Raw genomic sequence first — 23,913 nt, 5'->3', positions numbered from 1 at the left:
TGAGACCACCCAACCAAACACTGTACAGGCAAGAAACAGTAGGGAAAATGAAAACCAAGGAAACTGCCGCATACATTAATAAAGTGATGAACAATAAGCAGAGAGGTATGGAAAAATGTCTCACTACTCATTGTTCACGGGCAAATATTTAAGACATCGCTTGGATGATGTAGTCAAAATAGGGAGCTGCTTCTTGCGCTTCTTCCTCACTTAATAAGGCTAGAGATGCGTCTTTTAAACAGCGAATCGCATCTGCCATCCCAGGAACAGGAACATCAAGGGCATTATACATTTCCCGTACTCCCACTAAGCCGATGCTTTCAATGGGTTGTTTGTCACCAGCAATTACGCCATAAGTGATTAGGCGCAGATACCAGCCATAGTCACGTAGGCAAAGAGAGCGTTCTCGGGAACCAAACGCATTGCCTCCGGGGGCGATATACTCAGGATGGAGTTTCCAAAGTTCTTTACTGGCTTGATCAACGATTTTCTTTTCGTTTTCGGCGAGGGTTTGGGCAATTTGCATCCGCTGCTCACCGGTTTTGAGGTATTCTTCAATCCCTTTCAGTTCACCACTGGTGGGATAACGGAGTTGGTCGTCTGCTTTGAGAATAACTTGGCTTACTACACTCATAATTATTAAGATCGCATTGAATAAGTCGGGTAGGTCAGAGACCTTGATATCACACTTTTCAGAATAACATCTTGGTCTCTTTCCCCCCTAAGAACCGTGCGTGCGACTTTCACCGCTGATTTTCCACATATCGCTTCAACCTGCTCAACAGTTGCTCCCCCACAAGAAGCAACCAAGTAAGCCCCTGTCCAAAATACAGGTTTGTCATAAAACTTGTTGACTTGAGTCGAAAATTCTTTCCTAATCAGATGACTAGATACTGTTTTTAAGTTAGCGATTAAGTTTGAAAGTTGAGTATGAGTGAGGATAACTGATGAGTAAATGAACGTGGTCAAGTTCTCCATTAAACTCCACTAATTGAGAATCCCATTTTTCTAAAGTATCTGTGAAGATTTCATTTAATCTGCTTGAAATTGCGGGGTTGATCACCTTTCTTCAGTATTTTGTGACTAAGACGAGGTGGGCAGTAAGTGAGTAAACAGTTCTCCAACAGTTATTATACGTTATCTGTCAAATTAGGCAATAAGCCTGCTAAACTAGATTTAGTCTAACCAAATCTCCAATGCTTACCCTTTCTTACGAGTATAAGTTAGAACCAAACCAACTCCAAATTAGCATGATCGAGCAGACCCTCGGTGTTTGCCGAACGGTTTGGAATTATGCTCTTAGGGAAAGAAAGGATTGGATCAACTCTAGAAAATGTCCTGTTAACGCTTGTTCCATCGAACAGGAATATATTATCCCTTCTGATGAGCCTTATCCGAGTTATTCAAGGCAAGCAAAAGCTCTAACTGAGGCGAAGAAAAATAGCGAACGCCTTAAATCAGTTAATGCCCAAGTGCTTCAACAAGTCTTGAGAACATTAGATCGGGCTTTCTCTGACATGAAAGCTAGAGGGTTCGGTTTTCCTAGATTTAAGAACAAGTATCGTTTAAGGTCTTATCTGATTCCTCAGCTAAAAGGACAAGTATTAAAAGGAAATCAAGTTAAACTACCTCAATTAGGTTGGGTTAGATTCAGAAAGTCCAGAGACATCCCAGAAGGATTTAAGGTGAAGCAGGCAAGAGTGATCAGAAAAGCCTCTGGTTATTTCGTCATGTTATCCCTTCAACTAGATGTGGAGGTTCCTCAACCTTTCCCTCACGGTCATCCAAGAGGGTTAGACTTGGGCTTTGACAAATTTGTTGCTACTTCCGATGGTTTAGAAGTGAAACGACCTCGGTTCTTAAAGTCCCTTCAACGCAAGTTAAAATTACTGCAACGAAGGCTTAAGAACAAAAAGAAAGGGTCAAATAACCGCCATAAACTTAACAGAAAGATAGCAAGAGTTCACCAACGCATCTCTGACACTCGTAAAGATTGGCACTTCAAACTTGCTCATCGTTTGTGCGACGGGGCTGGAATGATCTTTGTCGAAGACATCAATTTCCGTTCGTGGCAACGAGGAATGTTATCCAAACACGCCGCGGATGCAGGTTTTGGTCAGTTTGTGAACATCTTGCAGTGGGTCTGTTGGAAACGTGATGTTTACTTTGCCAAGGTGAATAAAGATGGCACCTCTCAAGAATGTAGCCAGTGTGGAGCAAATACAGGTAAAAAGACTCTAGATGTTAGGGTTCATCACTGCCCTGAATGCGGTTACACAGGATCAAGGGATGTTGTGTCTGCTGAAGTGATTAGAAATAGAGGTCTGACCCGAGCGCGGGTTTCCCGCGCATCGATCTCCGACCCGTGCGTGGGTTTCCAGCGCATCGGAAAGCGGAGCTTGGAAAGCAGACCTAGAGGATTGTCTGCGGTCGGAACGCTCGTGGACATTAAAAGGTATGACCTGAGCGCGAGTTTCCCGCGCATCAGCAAGCGCACCTTAGAAAATGCTTGTGGAGACGATCTGACGGGGGTTAGCCTGCGGGCTGATCTAGTTAAGAGTCTGAAGCAAGAATCTCCAACTATAGCCTCAGCTTAGTGGGAGAGGTTCAACTTGTAGTGTAGCGACTCTTGGCTTAATAATCCATCTTTATTGTTCATCACACGGAAGAGTGTGTTAAATTTAGTTAGTCCAGTCTTTCAGTAAACGTACCTTATCTGCTTCCTCTAAAGAGCGTACCAAAGTGTTAGAAAGGGTTTTGCAGCTATAACCAGCGGTTTTTAGATGTTGGCAGAATGATTGAAAGCACTGGAAAAACTACTCAATTTTCTATTTTTTGTTATTTCAATACACCAAATAAGCCGTTGATTAAAGAGGATGCTTATTTCCTGAATTAACTTGATTTAAATAAATTCCTATCAATTTTTTACAAGATGTTTTGTTTTGCTACAATTTATAATTGTTTGTTTATAATTAGCAGTAATTATGAAGGCATTAGAAACTAGTTTGCGTAATTTATTAGAAGGTAGTAAACAATTTCAAATTCCGCTTTTTCAGCGTCCTTATTCTTGGAATAAAATCCCCATTTACACAAAAAGTTTGATCGCTTAAATAGATTAGATTTTACAACTAGTCGAATTTTCCTGCTTAATATTTATGATCAGTATGAAGATAACAAGATATCGCTAGACAAGTTTTTAAAAATTTTACAATATCTAGAATCCTATTTTGTACGTCGTTTATTTGTATCCATTACTACCAAAAATTTAGGAAGTATATTTACAAAATTATATAGTCAAATAAAAAATTATGATGATATAGTTGAGGGATTACACATTACATTAAGTGAATTTGAAGGAAATAAAAGATGGCCTGATGATGAGGAATTTCGCAAACATTTTGTAAAATTTAATTTATATAACCAAAATCAAAGAGACCGTACTAAATTAATATTAGAAAGCCTAGAAAGCTGGAACAATAAAGAGGAAGTCAATCCAAATAATTTAACTATAGAACATATTATGCCGCAAAAATTAAATAAGCCTTGGGAGAAAATGTTGGGAAACAATTACGATAGCATACACAAGAAATGCCTTCATACAGTCGGTAACTTAACCCTAACTGCATACAACTCCGAATTATCTGATAAAGCATTTCAAGACAAAAAAGAACTCCTAATCAGGAGTAACATATCTCTGAATAGATATTTTCAGAATGTTTCAGTTTGGAACGAACAAGAAATACAACGTCGTGCCCATAACCTAGCTGATAAGGCAGTTAAAATATGGCCTCGATAAAAAAGTTTTGATAAGTAATTGAGTTTTTTTGCTTGTGTTGTCTTGGTAGCATCGCAAAACTCAAATTGGCAAGTGCCATCAATAATGGATAGTTAACAATTAACAGAATCTGGATTAGCAAAAGTTAGAGAAAACTATGTCACTGACGCAAACTGATACACCCAAATGGCAACAAGGGAGTTTAATTGAGGTAGAAATCACTGATCTCAGCGATCGCGCTGATGGGGTAGGACGCTGGAATAACCGTGTGGTCTTTGTTCCTGATACCGTAACCGGCGATCGCGCTTTAGTGCGTCTTGTCCGAGTTAAGCCTCAATATGCCTATGGAAAAGTGCAAGAACTCCTCACCCCGTCTCCCCATCGCATTCGCCCTCAATGTATTGTGGCGGATAAATGTGGAGGCTGTCAGTGGCAACATATTGCTTTAAGCCATCAGCATCAAGCAAAGGAACAAGTAATCCGAGATGCGATGGAACGCCTTGGTAACATTAAAAATCCTCCCATTGCGCCCATTTTAAGCAGTTTCAGTGAGTTACACTATCGCAATAAAGTTACCTATCCCCTACAGCGATCGGAAAATGGCAATGTCCAAGCAGGGTATTATCGCAAAGGGTCGCATAAATTAGTTAACCTTAACCAATGTCCCGTCCAAGATTCTCGTTTAGATCCCTTTTTAGCCCAAATTAAGCAAGATATTGAAGCCCAAGGCTGGAGTATCTATAACGAAACCAGAGGAACCGGAAAACTGCGACATTTAGCGCTGAGAATTGGACGAAAAACGGGAGAAGTGTTATTAACCCTGATTACGACTGATGGTAATTTAGCGGGAATCGAAAGCCAAGCCCAAACTTGGTTAAAAACCTTTCCAGACTTAGTGGGCGTATGCCTCAATTACAATGCTCAACGCAATAATGTGATTTTTGGCAAAAAAACTCACTGTATTGCTGGAAAAGAAGAATTAGAGGAAGAATTTGCGGGATTAACCTTTTATTTACGCCCTGATACATTCTTTCAGGTGAATACCGAAACTGCCGAAGCATTATGCCATTTCATCTTAGACAAATTGGCACTAACGGGAACCGAAACTGTTGTCGATGCCTATTGTGGGGTGGGAACATTTACCCTTCCCCTCGCTTGTCATGCTAAAGAGGTAATTGGAATTGAATCACAAGAAAGCGCGATCGCGCAAGCGCAACGCAACGCCGAACGGAATCAAATTAAAAATGTCAGCTTTCAGGTGGGAAAAGTGGAAAACTGTCTCTCCCAGCTAGAGAAAACCCCTGATTTAGTTTTCCTTGATCCCCCGAGAAAAGGCTGCGATCGCGCTGTTATAGAGACCCTTAGCCAGTTATCCCCCCCAAAACTGGTTTACCTAAGTTGTCGTCCAGCAACCTTAGCTCGTGATCTCAATAAATTAACCGCCAGTGGATATGAAGTTACTCATATCCAACCTGCGGACTTCTTTCCTCAAACTTCTCATGTGGAAGCTGCTGTTTTCTTAGCAAGAGCATAACTACTGATCAAAGGATTCAGGAAACATACATTTATCGCTATCACAGCCAGTGGGACCAGCTTCATCTTGTTCGCCATTATCATATTGCATCAAGGCAGCATAGAAATCATCCGTTTTTTGTCGCTGTTTCACACCCTGCATCAGCTGATTATAGGTAACCTCATCAATGGGTTCAAACGGTAAACGGGGGAATGTCTGATAAGCATCAAAACGGGCTAATAACGCCGCCGAAATATATCCCTCATCATTCTGGATGGACTGATAAATGGCTTTTCCTAAATCCTCAATTTCAGGTTCTCGCAGTTCCAAAGTTGCCGAAGTATTGTGAGTGACATAATGCTTCTGCACCTGCATAGCAAAGTCAAATTGTGCGAGAACAGAGAACTTAGAAATATCAATGTCATCAGCCCCTTCTAAATCTGCCCAAGGCACGGCAACAGGAATTTCCACTAGCCATTCTGTACAACGGGGATCAAAGGGATCATGGAGAAGATTCCCATTTTCATCTTTATCTGACTGGGAGGGAATGACATTATAGCCGTAGTCAAGACACGCGCGGGCAACGGGATCATTCTTGCCAAAGGTAACCCGACGAATAAACCGCACGGCTTTCGGGGGATGCCAACCGGGAGAAGCCCCAGTCAGTAGGGATTTAGTGCCGCTGGGTTGTACCGTTGTACAGCGATTAGGACGCTTAATATTATGTCTGTCGCAGTAATCCCAAACTGTTTCATGGACAATTTGTCGCCACTTTTGTAAATAGGCTTTTTCTCGTTCTTGGAAGTGATAACCTTGTGGGGTATTAGGACGACCTTCTTCCCACCAGCGTAGCCACTCCACACCAAACGCATGGACAAAGAAATCAAATAAGCCAGTAAAGGAAACACCCACAATGGGATCAAGTTCCCGACTGTATTGATAACGCGGTTCTTGGAATTTGTGGTTTAAAAGGGCGGCTACTGATAACGCCCCAGCTTGGAAGGCTTCCGTTTGTTCTTTTTCATTGTCAGGATCAATGAGATTTAAATGGATCTCGCTGAGATTACAATGGAACTGTGATCCGACTATCTCACCGCAAGGATTCAAACCATAACGTTCTAAACGATGCTCAATCTCATCCTCTGGCATTTCTGGGGCTTGATTTTTCAACCAATCTCTTGCTGCCTCTACCCCTTTTTCCGTGTAGGTTTTTAGAAAGGCTTGTCTTTTTCTTCATTGTCTAAGAGATCCGCATTTCCTCGCGCGATCGCCTCTGGGGCATATTGAATCGCCCCTTCTCCAGAATAAAACTGACTGCGAACCGCTTCCACACAATCTTCTAAACTGGGTTTGCGATGATACACTCGGGTATGATTTGCCATCCGTAGCGCATCCCGTTCGGGATCAATATGCCAATTCCCATTTTCATCAGGTTTCCAGAGATTTTGCTTTAATAAGGGGGAAGTGCTATCAAATTGCCGAATTCCTGCACTGTTGTGAGTCAGATAGCCATCACAGTAAAAACAGTGAGCATCTTCCACTTCAATATCATAAGTTTGTACCACATCAACGCTACCTAACCCCTTAAAACTGACAGGAATATCCATTTCAGTTTCTGATTCACAGGCATAGCGCTCATAGTTATAATCAATTTTGCGAGTTCCTTGGAAGCCCATCCCTTGCATTTCAGAATAGGTATAGGTTTCTCGCATCATTTCCCCAGGGAGGGTAAATCCATACATCTTCAGACCAATTTTTAGATTTCCCTTCACCGAATAGGGAGCAATTAAACGATTATACTCTCGCTTAAACGCTGGCAAAGTTAAGTTCCATTTTGGTTGCCAATTTGGATTTTGAGGACTTGTGGTGGAAATGCGTCCTGCAATCCCTAAACTGGATAAAACGGCACACACCTGACGAATAAAGCCTTGATAAACCGTAGTGACTAAGTGGGGAGGACGATTATTGACTGCGCCATCACTATCCATCAACCCTGCTAAATAGGCAGCGCGAGTTTCAATACTTCCCTGCAAAATAAACTCAGGGATTTGAATAGAGGTTTTGGGTTGCTTGATGTAGTGATAGAAGTATTCAGCAAGGCGGATAGAACTGCAAATAAAGCGATTGGTGTTCTCCTTCTCAAAAGTTTGCCGTTTTGCTGTTACACCAAACTGGGCTAAAGCACGACCTAATTTTAGTTCAATTTCATCAGCAATCGTTTCATCCGTTGCCCAAGTCACACTACCATAGGGCTTATTATGTTTATTGCGACCAAGGGAAACATACCCATCTCCATGGGTGAAGCCAATTAACCAAGCAATGTCAGGAGTTAGTTCAGGAATTGTAATTGCTTTGGCATTTCGGGATTTTTCTGGTCTTTGTTCGGTAAAGTCTTGAGGAAGGGTAGTTGGTAAGCCTGAAAGAACGGTTTGGTTATGCAGTAAACGATCTTCGGGGTCTAACTCTGAAACCTTTTTCCAAGCATAATCCCCTGTGGCGTTACTTAAAACAGCATAACGATGGTTAAGGGTGGCTCTTGGAATTGTTCCATTGGTGTTTAATTCGTAAACCTCTTGCATCCCTTGATCAAACTTATCCACCACTTTACGGAAGCCTAGAGGCGTTTGCACTAATTCCCCTACTTCAATATCTTTAATGGTAATAAGTCCTCTAGCTGTATGAACAAGGGCGTTTTCTGGTAAGCAGCGTCTAATATTCCCTGCAACCACTGTCGCCGCCGCTTCGTCAATGAGTAAACAGCATTCTTCTGCATTTAACTTTCTCCCCTGCGCCCGATTTAAGATTTTTGCTAAACGGGGATACAGTTCAGGAATTTTTATCGGGTTTGCAACCCCGCCGAAGCCTTTTAAGCGTTCTCCTGCCGGACGAACATGGCTGGGATCAATTTCTACATTAATTTCTGTGGCTAAGTCTTCTTGACTGGCTAGTTCTAATAACGCCTGATACGACTGTACCCAGCCTTGACGAGAATCCCCAATACAAATTTTTACACTTTGAGGACTAGTAATTGTCACCGTTGTCTCTTCTTGACGGGCTTCAGGAAGCACGGTTCCAATTTCTCCCCTAACTGCAACTTGAAGATGATTCCGAATCGTGGGTAATTGGTTAATATAATTCTCTTCTAAAACAGCACCAGTACCACAGCCCATCATGGCTAAGTCCATCATTAAGCCAAAAGCTCGCCAATCAACGACATTGGTAGAAGTGCAGTTATACGCCCCAGAGTAGTTATTGGGATTCTCTAGCCACTGTGTTCCACCAACCCACAGCCAACGCCCAGCAGGTAGGCTTTTTAGCTGAGTCATGGTTGTTTCTAAGAGTTGGGCTTCCTCCCGAGTCAGTTGACCCAGTTTCACTAATCCAGAAATACAGCGATCGCGCACTTGTTCCCATGTTTCTCTACCTTCTTCTGTTCGTCTGCTATAAGTTCGGAAGAAGACAGGATTCGCTACAGGTGCAGTTTCTGGAAAATTCGTGGATTGTTTACGCGCAAGCTCTCTAACCATAAATTTGGGATGCTGATTTAAAGACTGAGATTATTATCTTAATTAATTCTCTGAGTAGGGTAAAGGTCTCAAAAAAAGTGTTGCGATTCTTTTAAAACTGCGCTATAACTAGCAAAGATATCTTCATGTTTCTCATGGCTCTAGCTCCCTGGCGAAGCGCGATCGCGCGATCATTGCACCTCAATCGTTCCCTCCCAGAGTCTCGTTATTTTCAACTCGCTACCATCACCCCCCAAGGTTTTCCCACCAATCGCACTGTTGTCTTTCGAGGCTTTCAAGATCACACAAATAGCCTGCAAATCATTACTGATGCCCGCAGTGAGAAAGTTTCTCATCTACAGCAACATCCCCAAGCTGAAATTTGCTGGTATTTCACAAAATCTCGTGAGCAGTTTCGCTTTCATGGAGAAATTAGCCTCATAACTGCCGATGCCCCTTCCGAGGTGCGAAAGACTCTCTGGGAACAAATCTCTGAAAATGCTCGTTTACAGTTTATTTGGCCCCATCCTAAAGCCCCACGCACCCCTGACCCTTTTCCTGATACCCCTCCCTCCACCATTCCTGATACCTTTGTCGTTCTTCTTTTTTCTCCCCAAAACGTAGATTATCTCAGCTTAAAAGGGAATCCTCAACATCGTTATCTCTATAAGTTAGACAACGCTGGAAACTGGTCTATGAGCGAAGTTAATCCTTAATTTTTTACTTGTCATTGCAAAAAATTTTTTGTAAAATAGAGTTAGGAGTAGCTCTGGAGCGTTCGGCTTCGCGTGAGCAAACATCTAGGCAGGGCAATTTTAGAAAATTAAGTAACGAGAGAAAAAATATTTCTAACTCAAGATAGCTGTTTCTCATAACTCATTACCCAGAAAATAGAAATAAATTATTTAACTTTGAGTTTAACTAGAATTGCCTATCAAAATGCCAAAAGAAAATTCTAAAAATAATCAAATTTCCCAACAAGAACCCAAACAACGAGGATTTAATGGGAGTTGGCTATTTCCCATTATTGCCCTAGCCCTACTTATTGGCAGTATTTTTGCTGATGTGGGAGAAGGAGAAGAAGTGTCTTATAGCCAATTTATCGAACAAGTAGAAAACAATAAAGTTGAAGAAGTCATCATTGGTGAAGAACGCATCGAATATACACTCAAACCTGATGCAGTAGAAGATGCAGAAGAACCCGTTGTCCGATACACTTTTGCCATTCCCAATGATGCCAACCTCACCGAAATTCTAGAAGCAAATGACGTTGAATATCGAGGTGCGCCCAACGGCAATGGTGCTGGCTGGTTAGTCGGAGCATTAAGCTGGATTTTACCCCCATTATTATTCTTTAGTATTGCCTATTTTCTCTTTAACCGCGCTCAGGGTGGCGCAAGTAGCCCATTAATGTCTGTAGGCAAAAGTAAAGCTCGCATTTATTCGGAAGGAGACACAGGTTGCACATTCAAAGATATTGCAGGAGTTGATGAGGCACAAGAAGAACTCCAAGAAGTCGTTGATTACCTGAAAAACGCTGATAAATATAGCCGTCTTGGGGCAAAAATTCCGAAAGGCGTATTATTAGTGGGGCCACCTGGAACAGGAAAAACCCTCCTTGCCAAAGCAGTTGCTGGCGAAGCAAACGTTCCCTTTTTCAGCATTTCTGGTTCAGAATTTATTGAAATGTTTGTCGGCGTTGGCGCTTCTCGGGTGCGAGACTTATTCCAACAAGCCCAAGAACAAGCCCCCTGTATCATCTTTATTGATGAACTTGATGCCCTCGGAAAATCCCGTGGTGGTAGCGGTGCTATGACTGGAGGCGGTGGCAATGATGAACAGGAACAAACCCTCAACCAGTTATTAAATGAAATGGATGGGTTTGATGCCAATAAGGGCGTAATTGTACTTGCTGCCACAAACCGCCCCGAAGTCCTTGATCCTGCCCTCCAACGTCCCGGACGCTTTGATCGCCAAGTCTCTGTAGATCGCCCTGACAAAAAAGGACGTAAAGCAGTTTTAGAAGTTCACGTCCCTGAAATTAAACTTGCCCAAGATGTGGATTTATCTGTCATCGCAGCTCGTACCCCCGGTTTTGCTGGTGCAGACTTAGCCAACTTAGTTAATGAAGCCGCCCTATTAGCCGCTCGTAAAAACCATGAATATGTCACCATGGATGACTTTGAAGAAGCCTTAGAGCGTATTATTGCTGGATTAGAGAAAAAATCCCGCGTCTTACAAGATGAAGAAAGAAAAACTGTTGCGTATCATGAAGTTGGTCATGCCATGGTTGGGGCTTTAATGCCAGGTTCAGGGCGTGTTGAGAAAATATCTATTGTGCCTCGTGGCGCTGGCGCATTAGGTTATACCCTACAGTTACCTGAAGAAGATCGTTTTCTTATCGCTGAAGATGAAATTCGGGGACGGATTGCCATTATGTTAGGCGGACGTTCTGCTGAAGAAGTGGTCTTTGGTAAAGTTTCTACAGGGGCAAGTGATGATATTCAGAAAGCAACAGACTTAGCAGAACGCTGTGTCACCCTCTATGGTATGAGTAACCGTTTAGGGCCCATTGCCTTTGAAAAACCACAACAGCAGTATATTCCAGGTTTAAGCAGTCCTCGTCGTTCTGTGGGTCCCGAAGTCACTGCCGCCATTGACGAGGAAGTGAAAGCCATTGTGGAAACAGCCCACACCATGGCACAAAAAATTCTCAAGGAAAACTTTGAGCTTTTAGAAGAAACTGCTCAATCTCTCCTTGAAGAAGAAGTATTAGAGGGGAGCGATTTAACGGAAAAACTGGATCAAGTCAAAGCCCCTGCCGATTTTGAACAATGGCTAAAAACGGGGCAACTATCAGAGATTGATTTGGATTCTGCGGTTAGCGATAATCATCAAACCAATCCCGAAAAGTCAATGGTGAATGATTCTAAGCAGAATTAGCCAAAGCATGACGTTGTAAAAGCGTTTCTAGGGTACGATGCAATTCATCGCGCCCTTTTAGTTCTTCAAGGCGAGAAATAATCTTTCCTTCATGAAATAAAATCAACGTTGGTAAACTTTTTAAGCGATAAGCATTAGCAAGTTTAAAATTTTCATCAGCATTAATACTCACTAATTTGATTTTTTGATTCCACTGTTGTTGAAATGTTGCTAGGGTTGGTGTAATTAAATGGCATAATCCACACCAAGGAGCCCAAAAGTGAACTAAAGTCGGTTGGGGTGAATTAAGAACTTCTTGGGAAAAGTTATTTTCGTTAACGGTTACTACCATAACGTTTATAAATTTTTATTAAGTTAAAACATTTAGGTTTTGAATCATGCTACCCCGAATCTTTAGGACTGTCTATGAGTTTTTCCAAAATTGATCCCCTCTAGATTTCACAATTAGTTAGAATCAGCCACAGGAAAGTTTAATAGGAGAGATTTATGAGCAATGGCTCTGTTGGTATAGCAATTGTTGGAACGGGTTTTGGGAAGAAAGTCCATATTCCAGCTTTTCAAATTCATGAGGAAACTAAGCCGGTTGCCGTTTATAATCGCAGTTTAGACAAAGCTCGCGCGATCGCGCAAGAAAACGATATTCCTCATGCTAGTAATGATCTCAATACTATTCTGTCTCTTCCTGATGTAGATGCAGTAAGTATTACCACGCCCCCCTTCCTTCACTACGACATGGCAAAAGCGGTGATTAATGCAGGGAAACATCTCCTTTTAGAAAAACCGCTCAATCTCAATGTCAAACAAACGCGAGAACTTTATCATCTTGCTAAAAACAAAGGCGTAGTTGCCGCTAGTGACTTTGAATTTCGGTTTGTTCCTGAATGGCAAATGCTAGCTGAACATTTAGAAAAAGACTATGTGGGGAACAAGCGACTGGTAAAAATTGACTGGTTACTAGCCAGACGGGCTAACCCCGAACTGCCTTGGAATTGGTACGCTCAAAAAGACAAAGGCGGTGGCGCATTAGGGGCAGTAGGGTCTCATGCCTTTGACTATCTTAATTGGCTATTTGGGGGCGTTAATCGCCTCTGTGGACAGTTATCAACGGCTGTGGCTGAACGCCCGGATCCCCAAGATAATGGAAAACTGAAGCCCGTAGATTCTGATGACACCTGTTTATTAATGCTAGAGTTAGCCGATGGAACACCCTGTCAGTTAAATATTAGTGCCGCTGCCTATGAAGGGCGTGGTCATTGGGTAGAAGTGTACGGCGATCGCGGTACTATTGTCTTAGGCAGTCCTAACCTCAAAGACTATGTTCATGGCTTCCGCTTTTTAGCCGCTCCTGCAGGAGAAACCCTTTCCGAAGTTTTTGTTCCTCAACGATTAGGTTTTCCGAAAGTTTATCAGGATGGACGCATTGCCCCAGTTGTCCGTCTCATTGACCAGTGGGTACAAGCCATTAAAACCCAAAACTCTATGACACCTTCTTTACGCGAGGGAGTCTATTCCCAATTACTCATGGATCTAACCCACCAATCTCATCAACAAGGAGGCTGGGTTGATGTTCCCAATTTTGAAAACTTTTTAAATAGCTAATATCAATTGATTTGTCATTCGTCATTTGTCCTTCGTCCTTTGTAAACCAGTAATTATCTCCCCATCCCCCCATCTCCCTTGTCTCCCCATCCCCCTATCTCCCTCAAATCAAATGGCAACACGAAAAACTCTTACCCTCTCTGAAATTGAACTCTCTTATCTAGAATGGGGAAATTCTGACAATCCTCCCCTACTTCTCCTACATGGATTAGCTGATCAAGCAGTGGTCTGGTCAAGTTTAGGGGAAGCTCTTGCCAGCCAATATCATATCATTGCCCCTGATCTTCGCGGTCATGGGGAAAGTAGCAAACCCAGTGAAACCCATTATACATTTCCTGAAATTACCGCCGACTTAGAAGGTTTATGTCAAGCCCTAAATTGGCAAAGAATCAGTGTTTTAGGACATTCTTGGGGAGCAAAAGTTCTTGCTTACTGGGCGCAACAGAAGCCCCAACGCTTTGATCGCCTCATTTTAGTTGATCCTTTTCTTATGGGTAAACTCCCCAGTTGGCTAAAAATCACCTTTCCAATTCTCTATCGTACCCTCTCTACATTTAAGGGGATGGGGCCATTTTCCAGTTATGAGGAAGCGGAAACTCAAGCCCGTCAAATGGGTAAATTTAAGCAGTGGAATGATCTACAAAAAACCGTCTTCCAAGCTAACCTTGAACAAAAATCTGATGGCAGTTGGGGAAGTAAATTCACCATTCCTGCTCGAAATGGCATCTTCAAAGAAGTAATGAAAGTGGATGGGCTAACCTCCCCCTTAAGCATTCCCACCCTTCTCATCATTCCCGAAAAAGGCTTGAACCGCATGCAATGGCAGCTCAAACCTTATCACCAATACTTGAAGGATTTACAAATTAAGACAGTTCCTGGCAATCATTGGGCATTTTTAGGACAACCTGAAACCTTTAATCGCTGTGTTGCTGAATTTCTAACTAACTAACAGCAGCCATCTCCTTGATAATGCCAAGTAGAAGGAGTAACCACAATACTTTCAGGAAACTTACTGCCTAATTTCCCTGCTGTTTTATCGCAAACCCCTAAGGGAACACCGCGCTGAAAGGTATGCCCTTCGCCATCACTCCAAACTTCCTCTTGACCACGATAAATAGCCGTTTTGCCAGTAAAAATACAAGCCCCATCACTGGGAATGGGAGTCTTAAACGCCACCGAGTCCAAACTATCTAACTGTAAATCTTCCTCTAACGGATAAGTTTGGGTATCTAAGAGACGGTAAGGACGACGGGCGCGAATTTCAATACTACCAAAGCCAGTTTCTACAAGGAAATTCACATATTCTTGGTAGGTTAACGCCCCAGATAAACACATCGCCCGTAAACGTTCATCTTGTCTTAAATTTTCAGGAATGGGACGAGTCGCAATGGGATCACTCATTAATAAGCGACCACCTGGCTTGAGAACTCGATATACCTCTTTTAAAGCCTTAGCTAAGTCTTGGGGTTCAAAAATATTAAAGAGGCAGTTTTGCGCCACTACATCCACGGATTCATCCGCGACAGGCAAATTAAACGCATCTCCAGCAACAATTTTGACAAAACTGGGGTCAAACCAAGAATTTTCCTCGGCTGCCGTGGCAAGATTTCGTTGGGCAGCCTCTCGCATCGCCGCCACCGGTTCTACAGCAATCACAGCTTCAGGGGCGTGGGGAAAAATAAGCAAATTGTAGGGCTTCTAAGCCTCCACCAACCCCAACATAGAGAACGGTGGGTTGATTCATTAATTCTGTGGGTTGTACGGTTGTACCACAGCCATAGTTCATTTCCTCCATTGCTGTGGGAATCTTCAATCCGGGGAGTTGAAATGAACCACTTTGAACGCAACATAATCCCACTTCTGGGGTTTCAGCAACTTCTTGATAAAATTCGGCAGTCGTTTCGAGATAGGTCATCAGTGATATCGCTTTTAAGACACTTCTTTAATTAATTATGCAAGCGCTTACTTAATTTTTTCTGAATTTAGATTAAAATTTACCAATAAAGTGGCTAGAACTCTAGACTTTGCCCCCTTTCTGGAAAATTTCGTTACCTAATATGGAAAAAGTATTGTTACACTTGTTATTTGTTATTTTCTCATTGAGCACTGATCAATGAATGTTTTTGTCGTCACAGCAATAAAAATGTTAAGAGAATCTAAAATTCGTAAGCACTTAAAATCAGATAGTCCCTATATTAGTGAAAGTGATTTTTGCATTGAGAGAAATGATAGTAAACTTTTGGCAATTAGTTATTTTCCAGACAGACGCTATTACTTTGACTTTGAATTTGTTAGTGAGACAGAGGGAAATTTATCCTTGAGTCCTTCTTACTTAATGGAGGTAGAGGAAATTTTCTCAATTGAAATTTTAGAACTTGAAAAATATTTAGCCAATTGGGTTACTTATATTAGTGAAGAAATCAGCACTTTTTCTCATATAAAAATAATCAACGAACAGCAATTCCAAATCAATCACTTAATTGAAAAATTTGAAATTAGTGAAGAAGAATACTTTACTGAAGAAGAAGTAATATTAATGAAAGAAAGATTAGATGAATTAAAAACTGATTACCAATATGAATTACAAAAGCAAGATATATCTATTAATACTTTTCAAGAAAAAATTGAGAATTTTAATCAAGAAGTTGACATTTTAAAAGAATTATTAGGAACTTATAGTAAATCAGGATTTTTAAGAAAATCTTTTCCAAGTTTTACTAAGCTACTTGATCATGAGCCTTATCAAATTAAATTACAAAAAAGTACAGAGTGGCTATTTAGCAATTTACCCAAGAAAGTGAATTAGGCGATATTGCGCGATCGCGCTTAATCAAAGTTTCTCTAAACTCTTCTCTCTAAAACCCCCACACATTCTAAATGTTTCGTTTGTGGAAATAAATCTAATCCCACCACATCCTGTAATTGATACGTTTCGCGACATAAAGCATGAAGATTACGAGCAAAACTTTCAGGGCTACAACTAACATAGACTAACTGCTGCGGAGGAGTAGCAAGTATTTGCTTGAGTACCTTTTTTGGGAGTCCACTACGTGGTGGATCAACAATTAAACTAGATTTTTCTGAAGGCAATTCTGCTAAAAAATCCCCCAACCGATCTTCAGTTTTACTGCGAAAGATACGAAGATTCTCAATGTCTAAATTCTCTTGATTCTGCTTTGCCGCTTCAATAGCTAAGGGATGTTCTTCAATACCAATCACCTCTCTAGCATAGGGCGCACTCATAATGCCAAATAAGCCCATACCACAATAACTCTCGATCAGGGTATCAGGCTGAAATTCTTGGATGGGACGCACTACTTGTTCCACTAAAGTAGGAAGCATGGGGGTACTTCCTTGCCAAAACGCATGGGCTGGTACAATTAACTGATAACTCACCCCGGTTAGAGGATGGGTTAATTCTTCATTTAACCAGGCAATCTCGTCGGGTTGGGGATTTTCGGGGCCAATATAAACTTCTCCTAGTTTTGTTCCCCGAATCAGCACATTAAGGATACCGTTACTGGTAAAATCTTGAAATTGTTTTTCTCGCTGTTGTTGTAGGGCTTTATCCACACTTTCCACACAAATGGGGCATTCTTGATTTCGCATCATATCCACCCCTAACACTTGCCAAAAGCCTGGTTCCCCTGGGCCATGAAGTTTGATGCTGTTGCGATAACGATAGGGAGTGGGAGAACCAATAATTCCTCTTAAGGGAAGGGGGGTTGCAGGGTGATCACTATCAAAATAACTTCTGAGGCGAGATTCTTTAATTTTTAATTGCGCCTGGTAGTCGATATGTTGAAATTGACAACCGGCACAGTGGGTAAAATGTTTGCATTGTGGGGTAGCGCGATCGCGACTTGAATCAATAATCTCCACAGCCTTTAAAAGGAGGCGACGTTTCCAATTCCGAACCACCTCTCCTCGGATCGTCTCTCCTGGAATACTCCCTGGCACTACTACAGCTTTTCCCTGTAAGGTAGTTTCTCCCAGATACTTGTTGTTGAACCGTTCAATGGTGACAGTTAGACTGTCTCCTGGTTTTAATTGTTTCAGATCAATAGAAGTTTTTACGTTCACGTTTTAGGAGAATAAATCGAAAAGTCTCAATAATCAACACCTTTACTCAGGTTATCACTATTATTTTTCCAAACCTGAATTTTTTAAACCCCCTTTTCTAATTCTCCAGCTTCATCAGATTGAATATGTTGCTGATGAGAATCTGTAGGTAAGCGTTTAATATCAGAATTTGCCCCGACAACAATCATTTTTAACCCTTTATGCAAGCGATAATTTCCAGGGGGGTTATATTCAAATTTTTCCCCATATTTAATTGCAATGACGTTTAAGCCATAATGAGTTCTTAAATCTAAGCTTTCTAATGTCTGTCCATCAAACGCTTCTGGAATTTGAATACTGACAATACTATGTTCGGGATCCAGTTCAAATTTGTCTAAAATCCCTGGTTGGGCTAAATAACGGGCAAGTTCGTTTCCAGCATCTCTTTCAGGAAAAACAACGCGATCAGCCCCTACTCGTTTTAGCAATTTCCCATGAATATGAGAAGAGGCTTTGGCGACAACATATTTTACCCCATTTTCTTTCACATTAAGGGTAGCAACAATACTTTCTTGTATATAGTCGCCAATGGCAATAATCACCACATCAAATTCAAAAATTCCCGCTTCTTTGAGGGCAGAAGCCTCTGTAGCATCAAGCTGGACGGCATGGGAAGTAATTTTATCGGTTAGGGCTTGATTAACCAATTTCTCGTCCCGATCAGTGGCTAAAACGTCACACCCTAATTGCCTTAATTCTCCACAAACAGCGCGACCAAAACGCCCTAAACCAATCACTGCAAATTCTTTTGGTTGATAGCGAAACTGATTAAAAATCTTAAAAGAGGCTTTAATATCCACAATACAATAAGTTAATAATTTATCCGACTAATAAGTTTTCTTCTGGATACTTAATTAAACTTGGGGGTGAGGCTTTAACTAAGGTATTAATAACAATTAGAATCCCCACTCTTCCAATATACATGGTAGCAATAATAATCAATTTTCCCAAGGGGGATAAACTGCCAGTAATTCCTGTGGAAAGTCCGACTGTCGCGAAAGCAGAACAAACTTCAAAGAGAATCTGAATAAAGCTTAAATTGGGATCAGTAATAGCAATTAGGGCGGTAACAGTGGTAAGAAGGGTAAAGGAAGCACATAAAACGCCCACTGCTTTTAGGATTAAATTAACAGGAACTCGTCTTTCGTAAACAATAACTTCTGTTTTACCTTTAAGAGTAGAAATTGTTGAGTTAATTAAAATTCTTAGGGTTGTTGTTTTTAAGCCTCCTCCTGTACCACTAGGGCTTGCTCCAATGACCATAAAAGCAATAGTAATAAATAATCCCGCATTGGTCATATTGCTAATATCAACAGAATTAAATCCAGCAGTTCGAGTGGTAACAGATTGAAACCAAGCCCCTAAAAAGCGTTCGTGTAAGGGTAAATCACCAAAAACTCTAGCATTACTAAAGTCAGTTAAGAAGAAAGCAACTGTTCCTAGAAATAAAAGAATTAAAGTTGTATTACTAACAATCTTAGAATTTAAGGAAAAAATAATTTGTTCAGTATTTTTATTTAAAACTCGCTCTTCAAATTTCTGTTTACTCCACATAAACATTTCAAAAATGGCTTGATAGCCTAAGCCTCCAAAAATAATTAAAATTGGAAAAATTATGTTAGCCTGTAAGGAAGATTGGTAACTCATTAAACTGTCACTAAAAAGGCTAAATCCTGCATTATTCCAAGCACTTATACTATGAAATAAGGCTAGCCATATCGTATTATCATGGTCGGAAAATAAATTAGTTAAAAGAAAAAATCCTGTTAATTCAAAAATAAGACTGGTAGCAATAATGGAAATAATTAAATTACGACTTCCTTGCAGAAAAGGGCGATCAAAAGACTGATCAATGGCAACTTTTTGTCGCAGATCAAACTTTTTGCGAATTACTAATAAAAGGAAGGTATTGGTAGTCATATACCCTAACCCCCCAATTTGAATCAGGAATAAAATAATTAATTGTCCCCAAAAGGAAAAATGAGTTCCCGTGTCAACCACAGCTAACCCCGTGACACATACCGCCGAGGTAGCTGTAAAAAGGGCAGTAATTGGGTCATTCCAACTGCCATCACTGGTGGTAATGGGGAAAAGTAATAAAATCGTTCCCACGGAGATAACGGCAATAAACCCTAAACAAATGGTTCGTGCAATGGTCATTTTTAGAGAACCTTAAAAATTAAATATAAGATCAAAATACTGGATTCGATTGACCGATACAAGGGGATATTTTCTCTTAAAATAGTGATGGCTTATTTCAGAAAATGGTTTTATGGACGCGATTAGAATACAGAATATCCGTTGTTATGGTTATACAGGGTTTTTACCAGAGGAACAGGTATTAGGACAATGGTTTGAGGTAAATTTAATTCTGTGGGTGGATTTAGCGCCTGCAGGCGACAGTGACGATATTAAGGATACCCTTGATTATCGCCAAGCTATTGCAGATGTGAAGTCTCTCATTGAAACTCAAAAGTTTTCTTTAATTGAAAAACTCGCAAGCGCGATCGCGCAATCACTCCTTAATTTTAACTTAGTACAAAAAGTCTCTGTTTCTTTATCAAAACCGTCTCCTCCCATTCCTAACTTTGGCGGTGAGATTACGGTTGAGATTACTCGGGAAAAGTCTTAAGACTCTTTACCTGTTAAGGTGGGGAACTTTTCCCTAGCCTCCTCCCCACTTTCCTCTTCTTCTTCAATGGTAAGGACAGTGGGTTGGCAACGCTTCATTTGTAGGGAAATAATGGTTGCCCCTTCTCCTTCTAAATCTTCTATATAACCTGGTTTTAGTTTTTTTGCCTCTCGTTTACTGACAAAAGGCCCAAAATAGTAAGTACATTTGGGGGACTCGGTTTTAATTTCGATCCACCAGGCTTTACCGAAAAATTCTAGGATTGATAGGATATACTCTTGCATTGTTAAGACCCAATTGTGTCTAAAATCGGTGTCGGATAATTCTACTGTATTTAATCTTGTCGGTTTTTTCTACTGTTTTGCCACCAACTTAGGAAAGATTAAAAGATTTGCGACGATGACGACCAGATACCTCATAAAGCGCGATCGCGCAAGCAACATGAGCATTTAAGCTCTCGGTTTTTCCCACTAAAGGAATAGAAATCAGTTCATCACAATGGCGTTGGGTTAACAAACTCAACCCTTCTCCTTCGCCTCCTACCACTAACACCACAGCATTATCAAAACTCACTTCAGGCAATGCTTTGCCATCATCCGCCACTGTACCATAAATCCAAAAGCCCCCTTTTTTCAAATCTTCCAAAGCCCGAGACAAATTAACCACTCGCGCTACTGGCAAATATTCTAACGCTCCCGCTGCCACTTTCATCACGGTAGAAGTAATTCCCACGGCGCGGCGCTGCGGAATGACAACTCCTTGTGCGCCTAATGCTTCTGCACTGCGAATAATCGCCCCTAAATTTTGAGGATCTGTAATGCCTTCAGCCGCGATAATAATGGGCTTTTGACTATTGGCGTGGGCTTTTTCGACTAATTCATTTAATTCCAGATAGTGATAGGGGGCAATTTGGGCTACTACCCCTTGATGATTACCACCGCGAGTAATTTGATTTAAGCGTTCTGTTCCCACTTCATCAATAATAGTTCCCTGCTTTTTCGCCGTTTGCAGGAAAGAATTAAAAGAACTGCTATAGCGTAACTTTGGGGTAATCCAAACTCGATTTAACTGCCGTTTACTTTCTAACGCTGCCAACACACTATGACGACCATAGATTAGATCATCATCCCCGTGATCAGATTTTTCTGCTTTTTGACTCGGATCAGGCTTTTTACTTTTAGGGCGACCAGATTTGGGAAAGGGTTTTCCTTTGTTGGGTTTCGGCTTGTTACGCTTACGAGGTTTTTCATTCATATTCTTTTAACCATAATAGTAGGGCTTTTAAACGAGCGCGATCGCGCAAGAATAGATATCCTACTAATGTTTCTAAACTGGTTGCCTGCTGATAAATTTTAGCAGACAAACGCCGAGGCGGTCTTGTGGTGGCATTACGTCCTCGTTTGACAATTTCTTTTTCTGCATCGGTCAAATGAGGCTTTAGGGCTTCTAACTGTTGCGCTTGCTTTTCCGCCCGTACCTTTGAGACAACTTGTTGATGATAGTCGGAAATGTGTTTTGGGGGTAATAAATAATGAAGACGAACATAAAGTTCATAAACCGCATCCCCAATATAAGCCAACCCTGCTGGCGACAAACTTTCTACAGGAGGAATATTTTCTAATCCCTCTCCCAATACAAATAATTCCGCTTCGGAAGCACCATCATGGGGATTAGTTGGCTGTTCCATTTTTGGTTCTAATCATGATTCCATTACCAATTATTATTCATTAAATTAATTAAGAGTAAAGCTATAGTTTTTGCTTTTCGCGATCAGCCATTAATAGTTACTCATTAGCCTATAAAAAACGAAGGACAAATGACAAATGACAGATGACAAAAAACTGATTCTGGTTCTTCTGACTCCACTACCTTTGAATCTAGTAATCGAATATAAGCCGCTTGTTCAGTTGGTCTATAATCAATTCTCATAATTAATTTCACGATATTCAATCTGTTCTATAGCATGATATGTTAACTCAACACTAAAAGAAGTTGTTAATTGAATAATCACTGCAAAAGCAAAAAGTGAATAGAATATAGCATTTTTAGATGAATATTCAAATTTTATGCTCTTAAAAGCGAGCAATCTGCTCGCAGTATCGCTGATATTAAGTTATTAAAATCAAAGGAAAGGGTAAAGTTATGATGTTAATGGGTACTATTTTTCCAAAGATGCCAAAGCATCCTCTAAACTAGGTTTTAAAGAGAGAAAATTCTCTAAACGCACAAGTTTTACTGTCTGCGTTACCCTGGCATTGGTAACAATTTGCAGAGTTCCCCCTTCATTTTGAGCTTTTTTTACCAGTTGAACTAAAGCCCCTAAACCAGAACTATCTACAAAGTCAATTTGAGATAGCACTAAAATGATATTTTTGGGACCATCTTCAATGCATTTGCCAAGCACCTTAGCAAATGTGGGTTCGGAAAACGCATCCAGCAAGCCAGTTAACCGAAAAATCTGGCAATTTTCTTGGATTTCTCGCGTTCCGCGTAAACTAACCGTTAAATTAAGTGGTTCAGGAATAACGTCCTCCTTCTCTAACAAGCAAAAACTTTCGATAGATAGTGTATATTAGCATATTTTTTTCTCTAGAATGTCTTACCTTGAGATTGTTTTTTGGTTTTGCTGATATTCTCGCATCGATTCCACAAATTTGGCGAATAAGTAGTCCGCATCATGGGGGCCAGGACTGGCTTCTGGGTGATATTGTACTGAGAAAATGGGGAGGGTTTTATGCCTTAAGCCTGCAACAGTACGATCATTCAAATTAAGATGAGTAACTTCAACATCAGCACTTAAAGACTCTTCTGTAATCGCAAACCCGTGATTTTGGCTGGTAATTTCTACTGTTTGCTGTAACCCTGCCGGTTGATTTAATCCCCGATGCCCAAATTTTAATTTAAAAGTTTCTGCTCCTAAAGAGAGTCCGAGAATTTGGTGTCCCATGCAAATTCCAAACATGGGTTTTCCGTATTGTAAGAGAGCTTTCGTGGTTTCAATGCCTTCTTTTACCACGGCGGGATCCCCTGGCCCATTGGAGAGGAAAATACCATCAGGATTATATTGATAAATGTCTTCAGCAGGGGTATTTGCTGGAACAACAATCACCCGACAACCGTAGCTGGCTAAACGGCGGAGGATATTCCGTTTAATACCAAAATCAATGGCAACCACGGTGAGAGGGGTGGCATCGCTTTCTTCAGCCGTCGGACGAAATTCCCAGTGTGTATTGGTGGGATCAGACCATTCATAAACTCGTTTGGTGGTTACTTCCTTAACCAAATTTAAGCCCTCCATAGAGGGGGCAGCCTGAACTTCTTTTAATAGCGCTTGCGGATCCAGTATTTCTGTAGAAATTGCCCCATTCATTGCCCCTTTAGAGCGTAAAATACGGGTTAGGGCGCGAGTATCAATCCCATAGATTCCTAGAATATTATGAGTGATGAGATAGTCAGGGAGAGAACTGCACGCTTGCGAAGCATAGGGGGAACCTAATCGCCAGTTACTGGGAAAATAACAGACATTACGAGCAATCACTCCTCGCACCTGAGGCGCGTCTGATTCTTCATCCTCAGCGTTAACCCCTGTATTTCCCAATTCAGGATAGGTAAAAGTAATAATTTGTCCCCGATAACTGGGATCAGTTAATACTTCCTGATAACCAGTCATCCCTGTATTAAACACGACTTCTCCAATGGTGGTTCCTTTTGCGCCAAAGGATTTTCCCTGAAAAATTGTTCCGTCTTCTAAAACTAGTAATGCTGGTTGTACTTGCTTGATCACCATCTCTGGCAGTTCCCACTCCTGAAATTATTGCTATTA

At 41.1% G+C, this 23,913-nt stretch carries 21 protein-coding genes and 2 pseudogenes; 9 read left to right on the top strand and 14 right to left on the bottom strand.

Annotated features, from left to right (window positions below; translation table 11 throughout):
• Positions 1–148: 148 nt before the first annotated feature.
• Complete coding sequence (locus FRE64_RS15785; RefSeq protein WP_146297104.1) at positions 149–634, bottom strand: allophycocyanin subunit alpha-B; 486 nt, start codon at positions 632–634, stop codon at positions 149–151.
• A gap of 109 nt (positions 635–743) precedes the next feature.
• Positions 744–1,141 (bottom strand): annotated as a pseudogene (gene tnpA / locus FRE64_RS15780) (IS200/IS605 family transposase).
• Between the two features lie 55 nt (positions 1,142–1,196).
• Between tnpA and FRE64_RS15775 the strand changes: the two are divergent.
• The 3 genes from FRE64_RS15775 to rlmD all read left to right on the top strand — a co-directional run bounded on the left by FRE64_RS15775 (position 1,197) and on the right by rlmD (position 5,309).
• Positions 1,197–2,597, top strand: a complete 1,401-nt coding sequence (locus FRE64_RS15775) for an RNA-guided endonuclease InsQ/TnpB family protein (RefSeq protein WP_246140346.1) — start codon at positions 1,197–1,199, stop codon at positions 2,595–2,597.
• Positions 2,598–3,136: 539 nt separating this feature from the next.
• Positions 3,137–3,796: an HNH endonuclease family protein gene (locus FRE64_RS18375; protein ID WP_146297399.1), complete on the top strand. Its 660-nt coding sequence runs from the start codon at positions 3,137–3,139 to the stop codon at positions 3,794–3,796.
• A 136-nt stretch (positions 3,797–3,932) separates the two neighbouring features.
• A complete protein-coding gene (rlmD, locus tag FRE64_RS15765) occupies positions 3,933–5,309 on the top strand; it encodes a 23S rRNA (uracil(1939)-C(5))-methyltransferase RlmD (RefSeq protein WP_146297103.1) in 1,377 nt (458 codons plus the stop codon).
• Here rlmD and nrdJ read toward each other — a convergent pair whose 3' ends face one another.
• Both nrdJ and FRE64_RS15760 read right to left on the bottom strand, forming a co-directional pair.
• A complete protein-coding gene (gene nrdJ / locus FRE64_RS17975) occupies positions 5,310–6,458 on the bottom strand; it encodes a ribonucleoside-triphosphate reductase, adenosylcobalamin-dependent (protein WP_246140345.1) in 1,149 nt (382 codons plus the stop codon).
• Between the two features lie 41 nt (positions 6,459–6,499).
• The gene (locus tag FRE64_RS15760) at positions 6,500–8,815 is read right to left on the bottom strand and encodes an LAGLIDADG family homing endonuclease (RefSeq protein ID WP_246140344.1); all 2,316 of its coding nucleotides are present in this window, start codon (positions 8,813–8,815) and stop codon (positions 6,500–6,502) included.
• A gap of 134 nt (positions 8,816–8,949) precedes the next feature.
• Between FRE64_RS15760 and FRE64_RS15755 the strand changes: the two genes are divergently transcribed.
• Complete coding sequence (locus FRE64_RS15755) at positions 8,950–9,510, top strand: Npun_F5749 family FMN-dependent PPOX-type flavoprotein (protein WP_146297102.1); 561 nt, start codon at positions 8,950–8,952, stop codon at positions 9,508–9,510.
• A gap of 223 nt (positions 9,511–9,733) precedes the next feature.
• On the top strand, positions 9,734–11,737 hold the full coding sequence (gene ftsH, locus FRE64_RS15750; RefSeq protein ID WP_146297101.1) for an ATP-dependent zinc metalloprotease FtsH: 2,004 nt from the start codon (positions 9,734–9,736) through the stop codon (positions 11,735–11,737).
• Here the strand turns inward: ftsH and FRE64_RS15745 are convergent.
• The gene (locus FRE64_RS15745; protein ID WP_146297100.1) at positions 11,724–12,068 is read right to left on the bottom strand and encodes a thioredoxin family protein; all 345 of its coding nucleotides are present in this window, start codon (positions 12,066–12,068) and stop codon (positions 11,724–11,726) included. The two genes, ftsH and FRE64_RS15745, sit on opposite strands and share 14 nt — an antisense overlap.
• A gap of 155 nt (positions 12,069–12,223) precedes the next feature.
• Between FRE64_RS15745 and FRE64_RS18460 the strand changes: the two genes are divergently transcribed.
• Complete coding sequence (locus FRE64_RS18460; RefSeq protein WP_146297099.1) at positions 12,224–13,336, top strand: Gfo/Idh/MocA family protein; 1,113 nt, start codon at positions 12,224–12,226, stop codon at positions 13,334–13,336.
• 112 nt (positions 13,337–13,448) lie between these two features.
• Positions 13,449–14,285, top strand: a complete 837-nt coding sequence (locus tag FRE64_RS15735) for an alpha/beta fold hydrolase (RefSeq protein WP_146297098.1) — start codon at positions 13,449–13,451, stop codon at positions 14,283–14,285.
• Here FRE64_RS15735 and arsM read toward each other — a convergent pair.
• Positions 14,282–15,251, bottom strand: a pseudogene (arsM, locus tag FRE64_RS15730) (arsenosugar biosynthesis arsenite methyltransferase ArsM). The gene FRE64_RS15735 and the pseudogene arsM sit on opposite strands and share 4 nt — an antisense overlap.
• A gap of 198 nt (positions 15,252–15,449) precedes the next feature.
• On the opposite strand from arsM, the gene FRE64_RS15725 reads away from it, so the two are divergent.
• Entirely contained in the window at positions 15,450–16,142 is a 693-nt protein-coding gene (locus FRE64_RS15725; protein ID WP_146297097.1) for a hypothetical protein, read from the top strand.
• A 35-nt stretch (positions 16,143–16,177) separates the two neighbouring features.
• On the opposite strand, the gene FRE64_RS15720 is transcribed toward FRE64_RS15725, so the two are convergent.
• From FRE64_RS15720 to FRE64_RS15710, 3 genes are all read right to left on the bottom strand, one after another.
• Positions 16,178–17,419 (bottom strand): class I SAM-dependent RNA methyltransferase, encoded by a 1,242-nt coding sequence (locus FRE64_RS15720; protein WP_146297096.1) that lies wholly within the window; start codon positions 17,417–17,419, stop codon positions 16,178–16,180.
• Positions 17,420–17,502: 83 nt separating this feature from the next.
• Positions 17,503–18,258, bottom strand: a complete 756-nt coding sequence (locus FRE64_RS15715) for a potassium channel family protein (protein ID WP_146297095.1) — start codon at positions 18,256–18,258, stop codon at positions 17,503–17,505.
• A gap of 19 nt (positions 18,259–18,277) precedes the next feature.
• Positions 18,278–19,618, bottom strand: coding sequence for a TrkH family potassium uptake protein (locus FRE64_RS15710; RefSeq protein WP_146297094.1), 1,341 nt, complete (start codon positions 19,616–19,618; stop codon positions 18,278–18,280).
• Between the two features lie 112 nt (positions 19,619–19,730).
• Between FRE64_RS15710 and folB the strand changes: the two genes are divergently transcribed.
• Positions 19,731–20,090 (top strand): dihydroneopterin aldolase, encoded by a 360-nt coding sequence (folB, locus tag FRE64_RS15705; RefSeq protein WP_146297093.1) that lies wholly within the window; start codon positions 19,731–19,733, stop codon positions 20,088–20,090.
• Here folB and FRE64_RS15700 read toward each other — a convergent pair.
• The 5 genes from FRE64_RS15700 to carA all read right to left on the bottom strand — a co-directional run bounded on the left by FRE64_RS15700 (position 20,087) and on the right by carA (position 23,877).
• Positions 20,087–20,374 (bottom strand): DUF1816 domain-containing protein, encoded by a 288-nt coding sequence (locus FRE64_RS15700; RefSeq protein WP_146297092.1) that lies wholly within the window; start codon positions 20,372–20,374, stop codon positions 20,087–20,089. The two genes, folB and FRE64_RS15700, sit on opposite strands and share 4 nt — an antisense overlap.
• An 88-nt stretch (positions 20,375–20,462) precedes the next feature.
• Positions 20,463–21,344, bottom strand: coding sequence for a 23S rRNA (guanosine(2251)-2'-O)-methyltransferase RlmB (gene rlmB / locus FRE64_RS15695; RefSeq protein ID WP_146297091.1), 882 nt, complete (start codon positions 21,342–21,344; stop codon positions 20,463–20,465).
• On the bottom strand, positions 21,337–21,777 hold the full coding sequence (locus FRE64_RS15690; RefSeq protein ID WP_146297090.1) for a Mini-ribonuclease 3: 441 nt from the start codon (positions 21,775–21,777) through the stop codon (positions 21,337–21,339). The genes rlmB and FRE64_RS15690 overlap by 8 nt, the downstream gene beginning before the upstream one ends.
• A gap of 471 nt (positions 21,778–22,248) precedes the next feature.
• Positions 22,249–22,635 carry an STAS domain-containing protein gene (locus FRE64_RS15685; protein WP_146297089.1) on the bottom strand — a complete coding sequence of 129 codons (387 nt, stop codon included), beginning with the start codon at positions 22,633–22,635 and terminating at the stop codon, positions 22,249–22,251.
• A gap of 54 nt (positions 22,636–22,689) precedes the next feature.
• Positions 22,690–23,877: a glutamine-hydrolyzing carbamoyl-phosphate synthase small subunit gene (gene carA / locus FRE64_RS15680; RefSeq protein ID WP_146297088.1), complete on the bottom strand. Its 1,188-nt coding sequence runs from the start codon at positions 23,875–23,877 to the stop codon at positions 22,690–22,692.
• Between the last annotated feature and the right edge of the window lie 36 nt (positions 23,878–23,913).

This window comes from Euhalothece natronophila Z-M001, assembly GCF_007904085.1.
GTDB classification, from domain to species: domain Bacteria; phylum Cyanobacteriota; class Cyanobacteriia; order Cyanobacteriales; family Rubidibacteraceae; genus Halothece; species Halothece natronophila.
The sequence above is the reverse complement of the archived record's forward strand: the minus strand, read 5'-3'. Positions and strand labels throughout refer to the sequence as shown.

Excerpts from the sequence above, each read along its gene's own strand:
- FRE64_RS15785 (WP_146297104.1), bottom strand. The coding sequence starts at position 634 with ATGAGTGTAGTAAGCCAAGTTATTCTCAAAGCAGACGACCAACTCCGT.
- FRE64_RS15775 (WP_246140346.1), top strand. The coding sequence starts at position 1,197 with ATGCTTACCCTTTCTTACGAGTATAAGTTAGAACCAAACCAACTCCAA.
- rlmD (WP_146297103.1), top strand. The coding sequence starts at position 3,933 with ATGTCACTGACGCAAACTGATACACCCAAATGGCAACAAGGGAGTTTA.
- FRE64_RS15760 (WP_246140344.1), bottom strand. The coding sequence starts at position 8,815 with ATGGTTAGAGAGCTTGCGCGTAAACAATCCACGAATTTTCCAGAAACT.
- FRE64_RS15755 (WP_146297102.1), top strand. The coding sequence starts at position 8,950 with ATGGCTCTAGCTCCCTGGCGAAGCGCGATCGCGCGATCATTGCACCTC.
- ftsH (WP_146297101.1), top strand. The coding sequence starts at position 9,734 with ATGCCAAAAGAAAATTCTAAAAATAATCAAATTTCCCAACAAGAACCC.
- FRE64_RS15745 (WP_146297100.1), bottom strand. The coding sequence starts at position 12,068 with ATGGTAGTAACCGTTAACGAAAATAACTTTTCCCAAGAAGTTCTTAAT.
- FRE64_RS18460 (WP_146297099.1), top strand. The coding sequence starts at position 12,224 with ATGAGCAATGGCTCTGTTGGTATAGCAATTGTTGGAACGGGTTTTGGG.
- FRE64_RS15735 (WP_146297098.1), top strand. The coding sequence starts at position 13,449 with ATGGCAACACGAAAAACTCTTACCCTCTCTGAAATTGAACTCTCTTAT.
- FRE64_RS15725 (WP_146297097.1), top strand. The coding sequence starts at position 15,450 with ATGAATGTTTTTGTCGTCACAGCAATAAAAATGTTAAGAGAATCTAAA.
- FRE64_RS15710 (WP_146297094.1), bottom strand. The coding sequence starts at position 19,618 with ATGACCATTGCACGAACCATTTGTTTAGGGTTTATTGCCGTTATCTCC.
- folB (WP_146297093.1), top strand. The coding sequence starts at position 19,731 with ATGGACGCGATTAGAATACAGAATATCCGTTGTTATGGTTATACAGGG.
- FRE64_RS15700 (WP_146297092.1), bottom strand. The coding sequence starts at position 20,374 with ATGCAAGAGTATATCCTATCAATCCTAGAATTTTTCGGTAAAGCCTGG.
- rlmB (WP_146297091.1), bottom strand. The coding sequence starts at position 21,344 with ATGAATGAAAAACCTCGTAAGCGTAACAAGCCGAAACCCAACAAAGGA.
- FRE64_RS15690 (WP_146297090.1), bottom strand. The coding sequence starts at position 21,777 with ATGGAACAGCCAACTAATCCCCATGATGGTGCTTCCGAAGCGGAATTA.
- carA (WP_146297088.1), bottom strand. The coding sequence starts at position 23,877 with ATGGTGATCAAGCAAGTACAACCAGCATTACTAGTTTTAGAAGACGGA.